This is a genomic window from Brachyspira pilosicoli, assembly GCF_036997485.1.
Lineage (GTDB): Bacteria > Spirochaetota > Brachyspiria > Brachyspirales > Brachyspiraceae > Brachyspira > Brachyspira pilosicoli_C.
In genome coordinates, this window is the sequence record NZ_JAWLPU010000004.1 from 122365 (window position 1) to 141171 (window position 18807).

Below are 18807 nucleotides of genomic sequence, written 5' to 3' on the forward strand. Positions count from 1 at the left end.
CTTTATTTCCTCTCTTAATAATTTATTTTATATCTTTTATATTACCATACTGCTTATTAGAGTCATAAGTGCCGTCTCTTGATTCTCCTTTAAGACTAGGTATTAATAATATTTGCCCGCCTATTATAATGTTAGGGTCTTTTATTTTGTCTTTATTAGCTTCGTATATCTTTCTCCACAAATTACCATCACCATATATAAAGTCATAAGAAGCTATTTTCCATAATGAATCAGTATCAACTTTTCTATATTGTACTTTATAATATTTAGGGAATAATACTCCTGTTGTTTCTACTATAGTAGTTTCTTGATTATAATCAGTACCGTTATACATAGCATTAACCATCTCTATTACGAGTTTTGAATTAAATAGTGAATTAGAAAAATCTTCATTATCTAATGCTTGTTTAGCAAATGTTAATGTAGTTGATGCTTGATTATAATTAGTCATTTTTGTTTCATTATATCCATCTTCTTTAGCTTTGTTTAGAGATTCTTGTGCTTTTGCATAAGCTATAGGAGCTTCAAGCATATCTAATATATTAATTGCTTCATTGGCATTTGAAGCAGAGTTGTTATAGTCTTTTGCTTTTGAAAGCATTACAGCGTTATATCTTAAATTTAATATTTGATTATCATTGCTGTCGGCATTAGTGATAGCACCTTCATTAATGAGATAATCTCTTCTTAAACCTATTGATACCAAATCATAGCCTAATTTAGATTTTAAAGAAGAATCAGTATATTTTGTTATAGAGTTACTATAATCTGTATCATTAGTAGCAGCATCAAATATAGTGTTTCCTGCCTCATAGTCCATTACAGAGTCTTCATAAAGATTCATAGAAGATTCATTAGTATCTCCTCCAACTCCTTTAAGTAAAGCTAAGTTTCTTTCAGCATATCTTTGTGCATTTAAAACTAATCCATACACTCCAAATTTAGCTATAACTTTGTCTGAATATTCTTTACTTTGTTTAGAAAACTCAATGCTTTGATTATAATCACCTGCATTATGAGCCTCTATAGCTAATTCTCTATATCTTTGCGCTAATTGATAATCTTCACTGTCTTTTATATTTTCATTTGTTATATTAGTCTCTTGTCCATATATTAAATAACAAGCTGCAAAAAGAATTAATAATACTTTTTTCATAATAAAACTCCGTATTAATTATTAGTAGAATTTTCTAAAACTTCTATTTGTTTAATTTTATCATCAGCCTCTTGAATACCTTTAAGGCTATTATCATATTGTTCTTTTGTATTAAAGAAAGCTTTACTGTGATAATCTCTTGTTTTAAGGAAAGAATCTACAGCAAGTTCATAATTATTTGTGCTTAAAGCAGATAAAGCATTAATATAGTTTAATTCAGCAAGTTCATAATTTTCTTTATCAACTATATATGCTTTAATATCTTTAGAATATACTCTGTTTCTTGAAGTTTCTGTTTTTAATTCTTCAGCATATACAGGCAAACCCTCATTTAAAACAACTAAATATGCATTTGAAGCAGTAGTAAGTAATTCTTTTACAGTGTCTGGTTCTTTATTTTCATCTATAAGTATGGTAGCTTCTGCAAAGCTTGATTCAGCTATATCGAATTGTTCTTTAGAATAGTTTTGAAGCTCATATTTAATCGTTTTATCTCTTAAAGTTGAAGCATCTTTATACTCTTTAAGCGGCATAGATGCTCCGCAAGATATAATAACAGATAAAATAGAAGTAAGTATTGTTATGTGTTTGATTGCTTTCATAATATTATACTCCGAAAAAACTACAATATTTTATTGTTCTAATATAATATTACAGAAGATAAAAGTCAATAGTTTAATACAAATAATATAATTTTACAATAAAAAAAGCACTGATAATAAAAACTATCAATGCTTTAATATTTATCAGATTAGATAAGTTTATAGTAAACCTAATCTGCGTTCTTTTTTGATTTTTCTTTTCATTCTTTTAAGAGCTTTTTCTCTTTGAAGTTTTTTCTCAAGAGAAGGTTTTTTGTAGAACTGTTTTTCTTTTAATTCTTGTAAAATACCTTCGTTTTCACAAGCTCTTCTAAATCTTTTAATAACGCTTTCAACTGGTTCACCTTCATTAGCGAAAATACGTACCAATTAACTCACCTGCCTTTTGATTAAAGTTATTAGCGGCGAAGGGACTTGAACCCCTGACACTGCGGATATGAGCCGCATGCTCTAACCACCTGAGCCACGCCGCCAAATAAAAAGTTTAAGCCTTTATTACTGGCTATTAGCGGGGGCAGGACTTGAACCTACGGCCTTTGGGTTATGAGCCCAACGAGCTACCAACTGCTCCACCCCGCGATGTATAAATATTGATATGCATATTATACTATTTATTAAAAAAGTCAAGTATTTTTTATAGCGAAATCGAGTTAAAATGTTTCATTTTAGTGCCGCTATTAAGATATTAATTGTTTAGAAAAACTTGCTTATCTAATAATAACTTGACAATACTTATATCTTAAATTATAATTAATTCAAATAATTTTAAGAGGTTTTAATCTATGTCAAAAGAATCCTATAAAGATAGAATGGAAAAGGCTATTAATAGTTTACAAAATGATTTGAAAGGTATTAGAACAGGAAGAGCAAATGCTTCTATATTAGATGGTGTAAAAGTAGAGGCTTATGGCAGCAGTATGCCGCTTAAACAAGTAGGCAACGTTTCTACCCCTGATGCTAAAACTATAATGATACAGCCTTTTGATAAAGCATTGGTAGGAGACATAGAAAAGGCTATATTAAAAGCTGATTTGGGTTTTAATCCTTTTAATGACGGCGGTAATATTAGAATCATGGTGCCTGAGCTTACTAAAGAAAGAAGAGAAGAATTAAAAAAAGGTGTTAGACATAGAGGTGAAGAGGCTAAAATTGCTATTCGTAATATAAGAAGAGATGAAAATGATATTATAAAAAAGGATTTAAAAGAAAAAACTATTACTGAAGATGAATCTAAAAATCTTGAGAAAAAAATACAAAATGATACAGACAGCTATATAAAAAAAGTAGATGAATTAATTACTTCAAAAGAAAAAGAATTAGATAAAATATAATTATGATGACAGAAAAGGATAATAAAGTTCCTTCACATGTTGCTATAATTATGGACGGTAACGGCAGATGGGCTAAAGCTCGTAACAAATCCAGAAGTTTTGGACATAGAGCTGGAAGTGAAAATGTTATTAATATAGTAGAAGCTTGTTGTGAACTTAATATTAAATATTTAACACTCTATGCTTTTTCTACAGAGAATTGGAAAAGACCTGAAGAAGAAAAAAAAGCATTATTTAAACTTCTAAAAGAATTCTACAAAAAAGAAATTAAAAGACTCATTTCAAATAATATTTTAGTAAAGCATATAGGCGATATTTCTAAATTTCCAAAAGACACTATAAAAACTATAGAAGAAACAGAAAAAGAAACTTTAGAAAAATGTAAAAATCCAATACTTACTGTAGTATTAGCATTAAATTATGGCTTTAGAGACGAACTTAAAACTGCTATAAAAAATATGTATTTTGATGTATTAACAAATAAAATTAATATAGAAGATATTGATGAAAACTCTATAGTAAATTATTTATATACAAAAGACATACCAGACCCAGATTTTTTAATAAGAACTTCCGGAGAGCATAGATTAAGCAATTTTTTAATGTATCAGGCATCATACAGTGAATTATATTTTACTGATATATTATGGCCTGATTTTTCTAAAGAGAATTTTAAAAAAGCTATAGAAGAATATTCAAACAGAAACAGAAGGTATGGAGGCTTATAAAATATGAAAGGAAGGCTTATATCTGTAGCATTAACTTTACCATTATTTACTATTATTTTGCTTTACAATAGAGTTATTTTTCTCTTTCATGCTTTGATATTAGCTATTTCTATAATAAGTACATTAGAAATATTTAATATGGCTAAGGTTTATAGGCAGAAGAATTTTAGAACTGTTGTTACTACAATAGCAGCAATGGTTTTAGGATATATTATCACTATATGCGGCAACAATATACTTCATGGAGATTTTTCCCGTCTTTATAAGTTTACTCAAATAAATAATATGTCTATGAGCTTATCGCTTGTTATGGTATTTGCTTTAATAGCTGCTCTTTTTATAATAAATATGTTTAAGGTCAATGTATCTACTTTTGAGGAGAGGGGTAGGGCTATACTTACTGCGGTATTTTGTTTTATATATGTTGGGCTTGGAGTGTGGCATATATCTTTAATGCGTTTTATGCCTAGCGGTAAATATTATATTGTATTTATATTATTATGTGCTTGGCTTAGCGATACGGGCGGATATCTGGTTGGAAGAAAATTTGGAAAACATAAACTTTCCAATAGTGCCTCACCTAATAAAAGCTATGAAGGTTTAGTAGGTATGTTTTTGTTTACAATACCTGTTTCTATAATTTATTATTATTTATACTCAAAAGGATATTTAAGCATAGTTCTTGGTAAAGATATACCTACATTTTCTCTATCGCAAATAATATGGTTTACTATAATATTTACATTAACAGGTTTTCTTGGAGATATGGGAGAAAGTTTAATTAAAAGAATGTATGATACTAAAGATTCAAGCAAAATGTTCCCAGGGCATGGCGGGGTGTTTGATATATTTGATAGTGTAATATTAACTGCACCTATATCTTATTATATTATTTTAATAGCATTAAATTAATTATTCTTTTTTGCTTTATCTTCACTTGTTGCTATATCATAAAAATATAAGCCTAATATTGTTTGCAAAGGAAACATTATTATAGCTTCGAAGAATAAACTAACTCTTCTTATAGTGTATATTATATCTTTTTTCAAAACGAATACATTTAATATATATAATATTTTTGTAACAGCAAAACATAGCATTATTAGTATAATAACAAAAAATGAAACACTATTTGGGGCAGGAAGCAAGCTTATATATTTTGGGGTTTCATTATTGTTAGCATTATATATAAATAAAAATATTCCAAAAATATATATAAAGGCGAATATGGCATCTAATATTACAGTTATAGTAGTTGCTTTTTTAAAAGATATTTCTGGATATAATACTTTTCCGCAAGATTTACATTGTTTGGCGTATTTATCATTAACAGTTCTACAATATTTACATTTTACAATTTTAGCCATAATTTTATTTTTCTCTCCAATAAATTATAAACTATATAATATTTTTAATTGTAAAAATTGTCAACTGTTATAATACTATTAATACAAAGTTTAAAAGATAATTACACACTTGCAAATATTAAAAAAAAATGTTAAATATATTTATTAATAATCATGAAAATAAAAGTCTTAAAAAGAAAAAATATATTAGCTATATTTTTAATAGTTTTGATTTTGTTTGTTAACTCTTGCGACACTTTTGATTTATATTTACGAAAGGGTTTAGACGGCGTTAATCTTTATGAGCTTACAGTTTATGGGGAGGCACTTGGAAGCGATATTAAAGTAGTGGAGCTTAGAGGGTTTAATGTTGATGATTTTCGTACGGAGAGGGTTTCTTATTATTTAGACAAGTATCAGGGAAGTTGGCGTCCGCACATGCAAAAGATTATTGACAGGGCACAGATATATTTGCCTTATATAAAACAGGTATTTGCTGAAAAAGGAGTTCCTGAGGATTTAGCTTATTTACCTATAATAGAGAGCAGTTTTTATCCTCAGGCTGTTTCGCATGCGGGTGCAGCTGGGCTTTGGCAGTTTATGCCTATGACGGGAGCTATATATAATTTAAAAGTTAATTATTGGTCTGATGATAGATTTGACCCAGAGCGTTCTACTAAGGCTGCAGCTGAGCATTTGATGAGGCTTGATGAAAATTTTAAATCTTGGGTTATTGCATTAATAGCATATAATGCAGGAGGGGGAAGAATATCTAAGGCTATTAAGCAAGTAAAAAGCAATAATTTTTATGATTTACTTAGGGCTAAGGTGCTTCCTAAGGAAACTGAAGAGTATATACCTAAATATGTAGCCTCTGTTATTATAGCAAAAAATCCAGAGAAATTTGGATTTAAGATTAACAAACCAAAGGTAGTTTTTCCAGAGGGTGATTTGGTTTATGTTGATGATGCGGCTGATTTATCTATAATAGCAGATATGATAGATGCTGAAACAGAGGATTTAAAAGCACTTAATCCTCATTTAGCGAGAGGGGTAACTCCTCCGGGTATGGTGCGTTATCCTTTAAGAATACCTGAGGGAAAAGAGCAATTATTTTATGATACTTTCGGCAAGATTCCTGCTTCTGAGAGGGTTACATTTAGAAGACATGAAGTAAAAATGAATGAAACGCTTTCGCATTTGTCTCGATTTTATAATGTGCCTATGCAGGCTATTGTTGAGATAAACAAATTAAAATCAAGAAATTTAAATATAGGTCAGCAGGTGATGATTCCTATTCAAGGTCTTGATAATGCCAAGCAGGTGGATTTGGCTCAATATGAAGAAGAGCAAGAGAGAATAAGAGAGGGTAAATTCGTATATTTTGAATCTTTGCCTCCGCCTGATTATGAATATAAAGATATAATGTACCATATAAGGGCAGGGGATACGCTTTGGATTATTGCAAGAAAATTCAAAGTGGATATTGCTGAGATTAAAGCATGGAATAAGCTTGACAGTAATGTGCTTTCAATAGGCTCAGAAATATTTTTGAGAATACCTGTAAATAAATAACAATCATGCTAAAAATTGAAAAGATATTTATACCATTGATATTATAGCAATTATTATTTATAATAATATTTTTGTAGTTTTTAATAGTTTGGCTTTAGTTTTTTATAAGTAAAATATATTGAAGTAACTATAATGGAAATATTTTTCAATTAATAATCTCCTCTTAATAAATGAAATATAGTTGTTTATATCAATAAATTATATATTAGCTTGACTACTGCTTATATTTTTTATATAATTAATCGTATAAAAAATATATTAATATAGGAGTTTTATTATGGTAGAATTAGATAAAGATACTTTTGATGAAAAGGTTATTAATTCAAAAGAATTATGCTTAGTTGATTATTTCGGCGATACTTGTGAACCTTGTAAAGCATTAATGCCTCATGTTCATGAATTAGCTAAACAATATGAAGGCAAAGTACCTTTCTATTCTTTTAATACTTCTAAAGCAAGAAGATTAGCTATTCGTGAAAAGATTTTAGGACTTCCTACTATTGCTATTTATAAAGATGGTGCTAAAGTAAAAGAAGTAACTAAAGAAGAAGCTACTATTGAAAATATTAAAGCTATGGTTGATAGTATGTTATAATATTTGGTTTTATGAATCATTAAAGGCTCTATTATTTTTATAATAATAAAGCCTTTTTTATTTAACAATTATAAATTGCTTACTATCTAAAGTTTACAAATTGCAAAGGTATAGGATAATCTTTTCCCTTTAGCATAGTAATTACAGCTTGCAAATCATCTTTTTTAGCACCAGATACTCTTACTTGTTCATCTTGTATGCTTGCTTGAACTTTCAATTTCATGTCTTTTATATCTTTTACTATTTCTTTTGCCAAATCTTTATCTATGCCATTAACTATTTCATTTATCTCTCTAACAGCATCTCCGCTTGCTTTTTCTTTTTTCTTTTCTCTCAAACTTTTTTGATTTAAGCCTCTTTTTATAAATTTCTGAAATAAAATATCTTTTACTTGATTGAGTACAAACTCTGCAGGTGCTGTTATGGTTACAGTTTTTTCACCTTTGTTTAATTCTATTGTGATATTTTGCCCTTTAAAATCGAATCTATTGCTAATTTCTTTCACAGCAACATTAACACAATCGTCCATAACCTGCATATCTACTACTGAAACTATATCAAAGCTTGGATCTTTTGGCATAAATCCCTCCTAATAATTATTTTTTTATTTATTTTTTAAAACTTTATTATAAAGTTTTTTATATTCTAAAGCAGTTTTTAAAAGCGAATAATCTTTTTTCATAGCATTATCTACAAGATTATCGAAATGATTTTTATTATTATAATATAAATCGAAAGCTAAGTCCATAGCCTCAACGAATGACTTTTGAGAATATTCATTGAATGAAAAGCCAGTTGCTTTTTTTATTGTTTTGACACCATTATAATTAACAACAGTATCTTTAAGACCTCCCACAGAATGCACTATTGGAAGGCTTCCATATTTCATGCTATATATTTGATTAAGTCCGCAAGGTTCAAATCTGCTTGGCATTAAATATATGTCGCTTGCTGCTGTTAGCTTATGAGCTAATGCTTCATCAAATAAAAATAGCACTCTTATATTTTTTGCTCTTTTTACTCTCGCTACAAAATCATTTTCAAAGTCTTTAAAATAATTATTGCTGCTAAATAAAAATATAAAATTAGCATCATAAGTAGAAAGTTCAAAGAAAGATGAATATATTAAATCAAGCCCTTTTTGAGGGTCGAACCTTGATATCATGGTAACTAATGGATAATTTTTTTCTTTTATTTTTAATTCTTTATATAAGGCATTTCTTATTAATTTCTTTTTTTCTTTTGTATTTATATCATAATTATGTTTTATATATTTATCTGTTGTTGGATTCCATTGAGTGTCATGCATGCCGTTTAATACGCCGAATAATTTGCCTTGTTCATTTTTATTTAAAAGTAAATTGTTTAATCCGCATCCAAACTCTTCTGTTTGTATTTCTTTGGCATAATTTGGGCTTACTGTTGTTACTATATCTGAAAGTATAATGCCTGCCTTTATAAAGCTAACATATCCATAAAACTCTATTCTGCTTGGTATGAAATATTTCCAAGATATATTAAGAAGTGAGTATATATCTGTGTTAAAATTGCCTTGATAGGCTAAATTATGAATAGTAAATATTACTTTTGTGTTTTTAAAAGCTTCTTCGGTGTTGTATATTTCTTTTATATAGAGTGCTGCCAATGCACTTTGCCAATCATGTAAATGAACTATGTCTAATTTAATATTTTCTTTTTTGTGTAGGTATATTAATAATTCTATGGCACTTTTAGTAAAAGCTATAAACCTTTTGGCATTGTCTTCATAGTCTTTAGAGTTTTCTGAATATATGCCGTCTCTTTTAAATAAAAAATCATTCTTTACAAAATAAACATCAATATTATTGTATTTGTGTTTGATAATTTCTGTTTGTATTGTTTCTGAGCCGAGTTTTATATCGAATGAGGTGTATGTATTATTGTTTATTAGTTTATAATTATCTTTATAAAGCGGTATAATTAAAGAACTATTAACGTTTACTTGTTTTAAAGCATGCGGAAGATTTCCAGCGATGTCTCCTAATCCACCTGTTTTTGAAAACGGGTAGGCTTCACTTGAAATCATAAATACATTCATAAATAATAATCTCTTTTAAAATATATTTATATAATATATTTATATACCTTTTAACTCTAAAAATCAACTATTTAAAATTACATATATTAAAAAAATTATTTTTTTAAATATATATAATGACTTTTACTTCTCAATAAATATTTATTTTTCTTGACAATAATTTTAATATAATTACTATATATACGATTTAATTATTATTATTTTATAATTTTTTATAGGAGTTTAATAATGAAAGCTGCTGTATTTTATGAAAAACAAAAAATCGTTGTAGAAAACGTAAATATAAAAGAGCCTAAGGATAATGAAGTTTTAATAAAAGTAAAATATGCTGGAGTTTGCGGAACTGATGTACATATATATGAAGGCGAGAAAGGCTGTACTGATGTTAAGCCTCCTAGGATATTGGGGCATGAGCTTTCTGGCTGTGTAGAGAAAGTTGGGAAGAATGTTACTAAAGTTAAAATTGGAGATAAAGTTGCTGTTGATCCTAATGACTACTGCAACAATTGCTATTATTGTAATAATGCCAAAAAACATTTATGTAATAACATGACAGCTGTTGGGGTATCATTAGACGGAGGATTTGCTGAATATGTTACAGTTAAAGAGAATTTAGTATTTAAAGTGGCTGATAATGTTTCTTATGAGAGTGCTGCCATGATTGAACCTATTTCATGCTGTTTACATGGTATTGATTTGATGGATATTAAACAGGGTGATACTGTAATGGTGGTCGGTGCAGGAAACATTGGACTTATGATGGTTCAACTTTTAAAATACAAAGGTGCTGTTAATATAATTGCTGTAGAGCCGTTTGAAAAAAGAAGAAATAGAGCAAAAAAATATGGTGCTAACATTGTAATAGACCCTATTAATGATAATACTGAAGATATATTAAAAAATAATAATATATTTAATATTGATAAGGTTATAGATTGTGCTGGTAAGGTGCAGACTGCTGAATATTCTATTAAATATGCGGGTAAGGGTGCTGAGATAATGCTTTTTGGGCTTACTGCTCCTGATGATGAAGTAAAAATAAAACCTTTTGATATGTTTCAAAAAGAGCTTACAATAAAAACTTCTTTTGTTAATCCTTATGCCTTTGAGAGGGCTGCCGATTTATTAGCAAGAGGTATTATAGACGTCTCAGAAATTATAACTGATATTGTTGACTTAGAAAATATTAATGATGTATTTATTAATAAGTTATATGCTAAAGACGGTAAAGTTTTAATTAAGGCATGATTATAGTAAAATTGTTATTGAGAGGAGTATTAATTTTTAAAGTTAATACTCTTTTTTAGTTTTTATAACGCTCCCCGCCCTTTATTTTCTATTGTTTTATTTTAAATTTCTAATTCTAATTAGAAATTTAAAATTAATAAAAAAGCGCTCCCACCCAAGCTTTTATTATATTTTAAATTTTATTCAACGCACGGTTAAAAAACTATTATTTATAAATAAAATGACATAATAAAAATACACTAATAATTTATTGCTTAATTTAGCGTGCGGTATTGAAATAATTAAATTTTATTGTATTGAATTATTTTTTTTATTTTATATAATGTAACTATGTATATATTTGAATTTAAAGAGATAGGTAAAGAGTCCATTTGGGGCGGTAACACATTAGTTAAATCTTATTCTAAACCTTTTGATAAAGATAAGAATATTGGTGAAAGTTGGGAAATATGTGATTTAAAAAATGATAAAAATATCATAGCAAACGGCGAGTTTAAAGATAAGGATATATCATTTGTAATAGAGCAGCTTGGAGAAAAACTTTTAGGAAGTAATTGCCAAAACAATAAAGATTTTCCTTTACTAATAAAAATTATAGATGCAAGAGATAAATTATCAATACAAGTTCATCCCGATGAAGAATATGCTAATAAAAAACATAATAAACATGGCAAAAATGAAATGTGGTATATTATGGAAGCAGATGAAAATGCTAAACTTTTAGTTGGGTTAAAAAAAGGTATTGATAAAAATAAACTAAAAGGTGCTATAGAAAATAAAGAAAATATAGAAGATATGTTTAATTATTTTGACATAAAAAAAGGAGATGCTTTTTATATACCAAACGGCTGCATACATGCTATAATGGGTAATAGTTTAATAGCAGAAATACAAACTCCAAGTGATGTTACATATAGGCTTTATGATTGGAATAGGGTAGATAAAAATGGCAATTCAAGAGAACTTCATATAGAAGACTCTTTTAATGTTATCAAAGATATAGATGCTTTTCAGTTAAAATCAAAAAAAGAAAATTTACTTAAAAAAGATAATATAGAAATTAATAATATATTTTCAAATGAATATTTCAAAACAGATGAATATATCATTAAAGATAAATATACTTCTAAAACTAATAATAAAACATTTGAAATAATGTTGGTAATGGAAGGGAATGGAACAATAGAAAGTGATGAAAATATTGTTGAGTTAAAGGCTGGAAAGACAATTCTTTTGCCTGCGTATCTTGGAGAGTATAATATATATACTGAAAAAGGTATAAAATTATTAAGAGTTACTGTTTGAGGAAATTTTTGTTATATGAATATAATAGAATTGAAAGATGTACATAAGAGTTTTGGCAGTCAAAAGGTTTTAAATGGAGTTAATCTTGTAGTAAATAAAGGTGAAACATTATCTGTTATAGGTAATTCAGGCTGCGGTAAAAGTGTTCTTATAAAGCATTTAATAGGATTATTACAGCCGGATTCTGGAAGCATTATAATAGACGGAAATGATATAAATCAAATATCAGATAATGAGCTTACTGAGGTAAGAAAAAAGTTCGCTATGGTTTTTCAGGGGGCTGCTTTATTTGACTCTTTAAATGTTTATGAGAATGTAAGTTTTGGTCTTAGAAGAATAAAAAAAGATATGCCTGAAAGTAGAATAAAGATAAAAGTAGCTGAAGTATTAGATATGGTAGGTATGCCGAATATAGAAAATAAAATGCCTTCAGAATTATCAGGAGGAATGAAAAAACGTGTTGGGCTAGCACGTGCTATTGCGATGGACCCTGAAATATTGTTATACGATGAGCCTACTACTGGATTAGACCCTGTTATGTCTAGGGTAATAGATGATTTAATAGTAAAAATGCAAAATATACTTAATGTTACAAGCATAGTTATTACGCATGATATGACTAGTGTATTTAGAATGGCTGATAGAGTTGTTATGCTGCATAAGGGGCAGATTATAGAAGGCGGTGACCCTGATCATTTAAAAGAAATAGAAAACCCTCATTTAAAATTCTTTTTTATGAGCAGTATAGCAAAAAAAGGTGAAGATATAGAAAGTATTAGACCAAAAGATTAATTTATAAGGAAGATTTATGAAAAACAAGGTAAAATTAGGAATATTTTTTATAGTTACTTTAGTGTTGCTAATCGGAGCTATAACTGTATTCGGTAAGTTTAAATTAAAAGGTAACGGTTATAGAATATATGTAGACTATGTATTCATTGGCGACTTGCTTGTAAATGGTAAAGTATCATATAGAGGCGGCGGAATTAATATTGGTTTCATAGAAGATATTAGTATTAATCCGGATGGAACTATAAGGGTAACTTTGTTTATTACAGATAGAAAAGTAATATTGCCAGAAGGTACAAGATTTACTATACAAACAGTAGGATTAGGTCTTGGTGAAAAGTATATTATGGCAACGCCTCCAACAATTACAACTTCTGGACTTAAATCTATAGAACCAGGATCTATAGTACAAGGTGTGGAGCCTTTTAGTTTAGAAAGTACATTAGGTTCTATAGGAGATATTGGTAAAGATTTAAACTTTGAACAGTTTTCTGGAATATTAACTAATTTGTCTAAAACTATTATGAGTATAACTGAAATTATAGGTACTAATGAAAAAACTATTACAGATGTAATTTCAAATTTTAATGAGAGTTTAATACATATTAATTCTATAACAAAAGATTTATCTAGCATAATTAATGATGTAGAAAATGGTAAAGGTACAGCAGGAATTATTATGAAAGATACAAATATGCAGACAAATGTAGCTGTTATTATTGATAATATGAGAATATTTAGTGAAAAATTAAGAGACAATCCTTCTGCATTATTATTTAGAGAGACTAGGACTAATAGATAATATAATTTTTTAAGGAGTATCTAATTATGCCTATATTTAAAAAATTAAGTGATGAAAAAAAAGAAGAGATAAAAGCAAAGAAAGAAATAGAAGCAAAAATAAATAAAATACCAAAGTCTATTTTAAATAGATGTATAAAAGATGCTGAATATATTGCAATTAAAGCGGGAAAATATTCTCTTAAGTTTTTTTCTTCTCCAAAGATGATATCTCATAAGGGTAAAACAGATTTATTTACAGAAATAGATGTAAAAAATGAAAAAACAATAAGAGAATATTTAACTAAAAAATATCCAAAATTTGGTTTTTATGGTGAAGAATCTGGGCAAACTGATAATGATAAAGATTTTAATTGGATAGTAGACCCGATAGACGGCACTACCAATTTTATACATGGCTACCCATTTTATTGTGTATCTATTGGTTTGGCATATAAGGATGTTCCTGTATTAGGAGTTATTTATAATCCTATAACAGATACAGTATATAAAGCACATATTAAATCAAAAGCATATAAAAATAAGAAAGTAATTAATGTAAGCAGTAATAACAAATTAATAGATTCTTTAATAATTACAGGTTTTTATTATAATACTAGTACCGATGATGATTTTCTAAATAATAGAATGATAGATTTTGCTAATATGGTAAAGAGGAGTTTAGCAGTTAGAAGAGATGGTTCTGCGGCATTAGATATATGTATGGTAGCAGAAGGTATTGCTGATGGTTTTTTTGAATATGGATTATCACCTTGGGATATATGTGCGGGTACTGTGATTTTGAAGCAGGCTGGCGGCATGGTAACAAATATTAATATGAAAGAATATAATATTTTTTCTAAAAAACAATATATTGCAAGTAATAAAAAAATTCATAAAGAAATGATAAAAGTACTTGAATAAGTTTTCAATAGATATAAAATATATATCAATATTTTTTAATATTTTTATAAGGAAAAATTTATGATAGAAGGTAAAAAAGGTAAAGTAATTCAAGTAGTAGGCTCAACATTAGATGCCGAATTTGAAGAAGGACATCTTCCTGCTATATTAAATGCTCTTTATATAGATAAAGAAGTAGAAGGAATAAAAAGACATATAGTCTGTGAAGTCCAGCAACATTTGGGAAGCGGAAGAGTAAGGGCTATAGCTTTAGAATCCACTGATGGTATATCTAGGGGAGATGATATAATAGATACAGGCAATCATATAATGGTTCCTGTAGGTAATGAAACTATAGGAAGAATATTTAACGTATTAGGTCAAACAGTAGATAAAGGTGAGCCTATAAAAGCAAAAGAACATAGGTCTATACATGCTGCACCGCCCAAATTTGAAAATTTAGAGCCTAAGCTTGAAATTTTTGAAACAGGTATTAAGGTAATAGATTTGCTTGCTCCATATATTAAAGGCGGTAAAACAGGTCTTTTTGGAGGTGCCGGAGTTGGTAAGACTGTTCTTATAATGGAGCTTATACATAATATTGCAAGCGAACATGGCGGATATTCTGTATTTGCAGGTGTTGGTGAAAGAACAAGAGAAGGTAATGATTTATGGTCTGAGATGAAAGAATCTGGGGTTATTAATAAAACTTGTCTTGTTTATGGTCAGATGAATGAGCCTCCTGGAGCAAGACTTAGAGTAGCTTTAACTGCTCTTACTATGGCTGAATATTTTAGAGATTCTGCTAATTTGGATGTGCTTTTATTTATAGATAATATATTTAGATTTACTCAGGCTGGAAGTGAGGTATCAGCATTACTTGGACGTATGCCTTCAGCAGTAGGTTATCAGCCTACACTTGCCACAGAAATGGGTGCTTTACAGGAGAGAATAACTTCTACTAAACATGGTTCTATTACTTCAATACAGGCGGTATATGTGCCTGCAGATGACTTAACAGACCCTGCGCCTGCTACAGCATTTACTCACCTTGATGCAACAACTGTATTATCGAGGGAAGTGAGTGAAAAAGGTATTTATCCGGCAGTAGACCCTCTCGCTTCAACAAGCAGAATATTAGACCCTATAGTGTTAGGTAAAGAACATTATGAAGTAGCTAGAAAAGTTCAGCATATATTACAAAGATATAAAGATTTACAAGATATTATTGCAATATTAGGTGCTGATGAGCTTTCTGAAGATGATAAATTAATTGTATCTCGTGCTAGAAAAATAGAGCAATTTTTAAGTCAGCCTTTCTTTGTGGCAGAACAATTTACTGGTCTTCAAGGAAGATATGTTAAATTAGAAGATACTATTAGAAGTTTTAAAGGTATTTGTAATGGCGATTATGATGACTTGCCAGATCAAGCTTTTAGATTGGTGGGTTCTATAGAGGAAGCTATTGCTAAAGCTAAAACTATAAATGCTTAAATATTAATACAGCCTTACCGATAATTAAAACAATAATAATACTTTAGGTTGATTTATGCTATTAAATAAAAAAGAAACTTCTAGAAAAAATAAATTAAAGTTCTATATACCTATACATTTTTTAATAGTTGCTACAGTATCTGTTGAATTATACTCTATACTATTAAGAACTATATATCAATTGGGCAGTTCTTTAAGAGGATATGTATATTTCTTTATTGTATTAATAGCATTAGGAACTTCTATAAGTTTATTTTTGGATTGTATAAAAGCTGAGAGAAAAAGCTCTGTTATGCTCGGAAGGCTGTATGTTATAAAAACCGGATTTGCTGTTGTATTGGTTGCTATAGTTTCATATACTATTTACTTAATAGAAGGAAGTATTAGTATTTTTGAGATTCTCAATATAAGACTCATAATGGTAATATTTCTTATAACTTTTTCTATGGGGCTTGCTTCTATTTCTTTTAACTTTTTGGTAGGACCTTTATATAGAAAAACAGGCTCTAAAGAATATTATTTGCCTATGAGCTATAGCTTAGGACCTATATTAATATCGGTAGTAATATTTATTATTACTTTAGTTAATGGTATGCATTATAGGGCTGAGTCTTATCACTATTCTGCTTCTAATGCTTCATTAAAAAGAGAATATGCTAATGATTTTGTAAATGAATTTTCAAGAAGAATAGATAAATATATCAATGCTGCTACTGCACTATCATACTACATAAATAATTATCCAAGAAATAATAATAATTTTAATGAAAATATAGATATAATCAATAATTATATAAAAAAACAATATGTAAATGATCCTGATATTATTTCTTTTGCTATATATTTTTCTAATTTAGATAAGATTGGAATGAATATAGATGATAATACCGCAAGAAATCTATATGTGGATTTTGGATATAAAGACAATAGTGTAACTAGGGTATATACAAATTATACTCCAAATATAGAAAGAACTAAATTAAATCTATTAACTAGTGAAACTAATTATTATATAAGCATTATAAAATATAATGATGCTTTTTATGTTTATAATCCTGTTATTTATAATAATAATAATATAGGTTTTATTTTATTAGAAGTGAAGACTTCAATATATGAAGATTTGTTAAATAATAATTTATATAAAGATAATTTAAATATATTTATTACAGATAAAGATTATAATATTAATGCTTTTAATAATCCTAATGAGCTTCAAAATATGCAAAATATATTAGGGAACGTTACTACTTCTCTTCAAATTAGAGATGAACAAAATAATAGCAGTATAAATAGTGTTGTAGGCGCCAAAATATTTTATAATGAAGCATTAAATCTATTGTTTGTGAAATATCAATTATTTAATGATATATATGTAATAAACAGTTGGAGTTATCAGCCTGCATATCAAACAGATACTGCTTTTAGAGAAGTGTTGTCTATTGCTAATTTATTTATATATGCAGGACTATTAATATTCTCAATATCTATAATATTATTAATATATAACTTAAGAAGAACTTTAGTTGCTGCCAAAAACGTTTCTGAATCACTCAGTGAAGGTTCTGGTGATTTAACTATTAGACTTCCTATAGTTAATAATAATGAAACAGGAGAATTAGTATATTCATTTAATAAGTTTTTGGATAAAATGCAAAACATCATTGTAACAATTAAAAATAATGCATATACTATGACTGGAAACATACAGAACATGAGAGCTTCTATTAGTATGAGTATTAGTGATTTTAATACTATATACAAAGAGTTTGAAAAAGAATTTGAAAACTCCTCAAAAATATCAGAGTCCTCTTCTAATGCAGCAAGAGTGAGCTTTATGCAAAGAACTAAGTTTAATTCTGTTAATGAAACTATACAATTATTATTAGATAATATTAATGACATAACAGATAAAATAAAATCACAATCAGAAGCAATATCAAAAACAAGCACATCAGTTCAGCAGATGATAGCAAATATTGTTACAGTAAGCCAAGGAGCAAATAAAGCAAACACTTATGCTAAAGTATTATACACAGAAGCACAAGATGGAAGTAATATAGGAGAATCTGTTACAGAATCCATTCAAAGTATTAAAGAATATTCAAAACAGATTACAAACATCACGCAAGTTATTCATAACATAGCAGAACAAACTAACCTGCTTGCAATGAATGCTGCTATAGAGGCTGCTCATGCAGGCGAACATGGTAGAGGTTTTACAGTTGTTGCTGATAAAATTAGAAAATTGGCTGAAGATACTGATGAAAACTCTAAAATAATTGATGACATTATTGAAGAGACTACACAGGCTATTGACCATACTGTATCTTTGGCGTTTAAGAGCTCTGAATCTATGGAGAAGATACTTGAGGGTTCTAACACTATTGCTGACTTAATTGCTAATATATCTAATGCTAATGATGAGCTTGATATTGGAAGAAGAGATATATTGGCTAATATTTCAAACCTAAATAGTATTACTGAATATATTCAGGAATTATCTATAAAGCAGATGCAGATGAGTTCTACTGTTGGGCAGAATATAACAAGCGTTGATAAATTAGCTGAAGATGTAGTTAATGTTGTTAATGCTACTGAAAATGATATTAAAAGGCTTGTTAGCTCTATAGAAAATGTGAGTGAGTTGTCTAATGCGAGCAGTAATAGTATGGAGACTATGGATAAGAGAATTAAAGAATTACAATATATATTCTTACAATTGTATAAATCTGTTATTTCATTTAAAACAGAAAAAACTGAGGAAGATATTAAGAAAGAATCTAAGGCTTTGGATAAATTAAAATTAAAATTAGAACAGAGAGCTAAAAAACAGAAGATGAAAGAAGAGAAAAAGAGAATGAAAAATAAAGGTTAA

18 protein-coding genes and 2 tRNA genes are annotated in these 18807 nt (G+C 28.3%); 12 read left to right on the top strand and 8 right to left on the bottom strand.

Annotated features, from left to right (window positions below):
* Positions 1-22: 22 nt before the first annotated feature.
* From R4I97_RS10705 to R4I97_RS10725, 5 genes are all read right to left on the bottom strand, one after another.
* Positions 23-1156: a TmpB protein gene (locus tag R4I97_RS10705; protein ID WP_335785039.1), complete on the bottom strand. Its 1134-nt coding sequence runs from the start codon at positions 1154-1156 to the stop codon at positions 23-25.
* A 14-nt stretch (positions 1157-1170) separates the two neighbouring features.
* On the bottom strand, positions 1171-1758 hold the full coding sequence (locus R4I97_RS10710; RefSeq protein WP_335785040.1) for a hypothetical protein: 588 nt from the start codon (positions 1756-1758) through the stop codon (positions 1171-1173).
* Between the two features lie 159 nt (positions 1759-1917).
* Positions 1918-2127 (bottom strand): 30S ribosomal protein S21, encoded by a 210-nt coding sequence (rpsU, locus tag R4I97_RS10715; RefSeq protein ID WP_013243482.1) that lies wholly within the window; start codon positions 2125-2127, stop codon positions 1918-1920.
* A gap of 30 nt (positions 2128-2157) precedes the next feature.
* Positions 2158-2231: transfer RNA gene (locus tag R4I97_RS10720), tRNA-Met, on the bottom strand.
* A 33-nt stretch (positions 2232-2264) separates the two neighbouring features.
* Positions 2265-2337: transfer RNA gene (locus R4I97_RS10725), tRNA-Met, on the bottom strand.
* A 203-nt stretch (positions 2338-2540) separates the two neighbouring features.
* Between R4I97_RS10725 and frr the strand changes: the two genes are divergently transcribed.
* From frr to R4I97_RS10740, 3 genes are read left to right on the top strand one after another with little or no spacing between them, the layout of a single operon-like run.
* Positions 2541-3089, top strand: coding sequence for a ribosome recycling factor (gene frr / locus R4I97_RS10730; protein WP_335762550.1), 549 nt, complete (start codon positions 2541-2543; stop codon positions 3087-3089).
* 2 nt (positions 3090-3091) lie between these two features.
* Positions 3092-3817, top strand: coding sequence for an isoprenyl transferase (locus tag R4I97_RS10735; protein WP_335785041.1), 726 nt, complete (start codon positions 3092-3094; stop codon positions 3815-3817).
* A 3-nt stretch (positions 3818-3820) separates the two neighbouring features.
* A complete protein-coding gene (locus tag R4I97_RS10740) occupies positions 3821-4729 on the top strand; it encodes a phosphatidate cytidylyltransferase (protein ID WP_335785042.1) in 909 nt (302 codons plus the stop codon).
* On the opposite strand, the gene R4I97_RS10745 is transcribed toward R4I97_RS10740, so the two are convergent.
* The gene (locus R4I97_RS10745) at positions 4726-5184 is read right to left on the bottom strand and encodes a hypothetical protein (protein ID WP_335785043.1); all 459 of its coding nucleotides are present in this window, start codon (positions 5182-5184) and stop codon (positions 4726-4728) included. The genes R4I97_RS10740 and R4I97_RS10745 overlap by 4 nt on opposite strands.
* A gap of 153 nt (positions 5185-5337) precedes the next feature.
* On the opposite strand from R4I97_RS10745, the gene R4I97_RS10750 reads away from it, so the two are divergent.
* Both R4I97_RS10750 and trxA read left to right on the top strand, forming a co-directional pair.
* Positions 5338-6738, top strand: coding sequence for a lytic transglycosylase domain-containing protein (locus R4I97_RS10750; RefSeq protein ID WP_335785044.1), 1401 nt, complete (start codon positions 5338-5340; stop codon positions 6736-6738).
* A gap of 277 nt (positions 6739-7015) precedes the next feature.
* On the top strand, positions 7016-7333 hold the full coding sequence (trxA, locus tag R4I97_RS10755) for a thioredoxin TrxA (protein WP_013243476.1): 318 nt from the start codon (positions 7016-7018) through the stop codon (positions 7331-7333).
* A gap of 82 nt (positions 7334-7415) precedes the next feature.
* On the opposite strand, the gene R4I97_RS10760 is transcribed toward trxA, so the two are convergent.
* Both R4I97_RS10760 and R4I97_RS10765 read right to left on the bottom strand, forming a co-directional pair.
* Positions 7416-7913 (bottom strand): YajQ family cyclic di-GMP-binding protein, encoded by a 498-nt coding sequence (locus R4I97_RS10760; protein WP_013243475.1) that lies wholly within the window; start codon positions 7911-7913, stop codon positions 7416-7418.
* Positions 7914-7937: 24 nt separating this feature from the next.
* The gene (locus R4I97_RS10765; RefSeq protein WP_335785045.1) at positions 7938-9410 is read right to left on the bottom strand and encodes a glycogen/starch synthase; all 1473 of its coding nucleotides are present in this window, start codon (positions 9408-9410) and stop codon (positions 7938-7940) included.
* A gap of 228 nt (positions 9411-9638) precedes the next feature.
* Between R4I97_RS10765 and R4I97_RS10770 the strand changes: the two genes are divergently transcribed.
* From R4I97_RS10770 to R4I97_RS10800, 7 genes are all read left to right on the top strand, one after another.
* Positions 9639-10658, top strand: coding sequence for a zinc-dependent alcohol dehydrogenase family protein (locus tag R4I97_RS10770; protein WP_335785046.1), 1020 nt, complete (start codon positions 9639-9641; stop codon positions 10656-10658).
* 330 nt (positions 10659-10988) lie between these two features.
* Entirely contained in the window at positions 10989-11963 is a 975-nt protein-coding gene (locus R4I97_RS10775; protein ID WP_335785047.1) for a type I phosphomannose isomerase catalytic subunit, read from the top strand.
* Between the two features lie 15 nt (positions 11964-11978).
* Positions 11979-12755: an ABC transporter ATP-binding protein gene (locus R4I97_RS10780; protein WP_335785048.1), complete on the top strand. Its 777-nt coding sequence runs from the start codon at positions 11979-11981 to the stop codon at positions 12753-12755.
* A 16-nt stretch (positions 12756-12771) separates the two neighbouring features.
* Entirely contained in the window at positions 12772-13554 is a 783-nt protein-coding gene (locus R4I97_RS10785) for an MlaD family protein (RefSeq protein WP_335785049.1), read from the top strand.
* Positions 13555-13580: 26 nt separating this feature from the next.
* Complete coding sequence (locus tag R4I97_RS10790) at positions 13581-14456, top strand: inositol monophosphatase (RefSeq protein ID WP_335785050.1); 876 nt, start codon at positions 13581-13583, stop codon at positions 14454-14456.
* 60 nt (positions 14457-14516) lie between these two features.
* A complete protein-coding gene (atpD, locus tag R4I97_RS10795; RefSeq protein ID WP_335785051.1) occupies positions 14517-15929 on the top strand; it encodes a F0F1 ATP synthase subunit beta in 1413 nt (470 codons plus the stop codon).
* A gap of 55 nt (positions 15930-15984) precedes the next feature.
* Positions 15985-18807: a methyl-accepting chemotaxis protein gene (locus tag R4I97_RS10800; RefSeq protein WP_335785052.1), complete on the top strand. Its 2823-nt coding sequence runs from the start codon at positions 15985-15987 to the stop codon at positions 18805-18807.

What these genes read in the sequence shown, in the direction of transcription:
- R4I97_RS10710 (WP_335785040.1), bottom strand. Translation starts at nt 1,758, where the DNA reads ATGAAAGCAATCAAACACATAACAATACTTACTTCTATTTTATCTGTT.
- R4I97_RS10760 (WP_013243475.1), bottom strand. Translation starts at nt 7,913, where the DNA reads ATGCCAAAAGATCCAAGCTTTGATATAGTTTCAGTAGTAGATATGCAG.
- R4I97_RS10770 (WP_335785046.1), top strand. Translation starts at nt 9,639, where the DNA reads ATGAAAGCTGCTGTATTTTATGAAAAACAAAAAATCGTTGTAGAAAAC.
- R4I97_RS10785 (WP_335785049.1), top strand. Translation starts at nt 12,772, where the DNA reads ATGAAAAACAAGGTAAAATTAGGAATATTTTTTATAGTTACTTTAGTG.
- R4I97_RS10790 (WP_335785050.1), top strand. Translation starts at nt 13,581, where the DNA reads ATGCCTATATTTAAAAAATTAAGTGATGAAAAAAAAGAAGAGATAAAA.
- R4I97_RS10775 (WP_335785047.1), top strand. Translation starts at nt 10,989, where the DNA reads ATGTATATATTTGAATTTAAAGAGATAGGTAAAGAGTCCATTTGGGGC.
- R4I97_RS10745 (WP_335785043.1), bottom strand. Translation starts at nt 5,184, where the DNA reads ATGGCTAAAATTGTAAAATGTAAATATTGTAGAACTGTTAATGATAAA.
- R4I97_RS10735 (WP_335785041.1), top strand. Translation starts at nt 3,092, where the DNA reads ATGATGACAGAAAAGGATAATAAAGTTCCTTCACATGTTGCTATAATT.
- R4I97_RS10765 (WP_335785045.1), bottom strand. Translation starts at nt 9,410, where the DNA reads ATGAATGTATTTATGATTTCAAGTGAAGCCTACCCGTTTTCAAAAACA.
- atpD (WP_335785051.1), top strand. Translation starts at nt 14,517, where the DNA reads ATGATAGAAGGTAAAAAAGGTAAAGTAATTCAAGTAGTAGGCTCAACA.
- trxA (WP_013243476.1), top strand. Translation starts at nt 7,016, where the DNA reads ATGGTAGAATTAGATAAAGATACTTTTGATGAAAAGGTTATTAATTCA.
- R4I97_RS10800 (WP_335785052.1), top strand. Translation starts at nt 15,985, where the DNA reads ATGCTATTAAATAAAAAAGAAACTTCTAGAAAAAATAAATTAAAGTTC.
- R4I97_RS10780 (WP_335785048.1), top strand. Translation starts at nt 11,979, where the DNA reads ATGAATATAATAGAATTGAAAGATGTACATAAGAGTTTTGGCAGTCAA.
- R4I97_RS10740 (WP_335785042.1), top strand. Translation starts at nt 3,821, where the DNA reads ATGAAAGGAAGGCTTATATCTGTAGCATTAACTTTACCATTATTTACT.
- frr (WP_335762550.1), top strand. Translation starts at nt 2,541, where the DNA reads ATGTCAAAAGAATCCTATAAAGATAGAATGGAAAAGGCTATTAATAGT.
- R4I97_RS10705 (WP_335785039.1), bottom strand. Translation starts at nt 1,156, where the DNA reads ATGAAAAAAGTATTATTAATTCTTTTTGCAGCTTGTTATTTAATATAT.
- R4I97_RS10750 (WP_335785044.1), top strand. Translation starts at nt 5,338, where the DNA reads ATGAAAATAAAAGTCTTAAAAAGAAAAAATATATTAGCTATATTTTTA.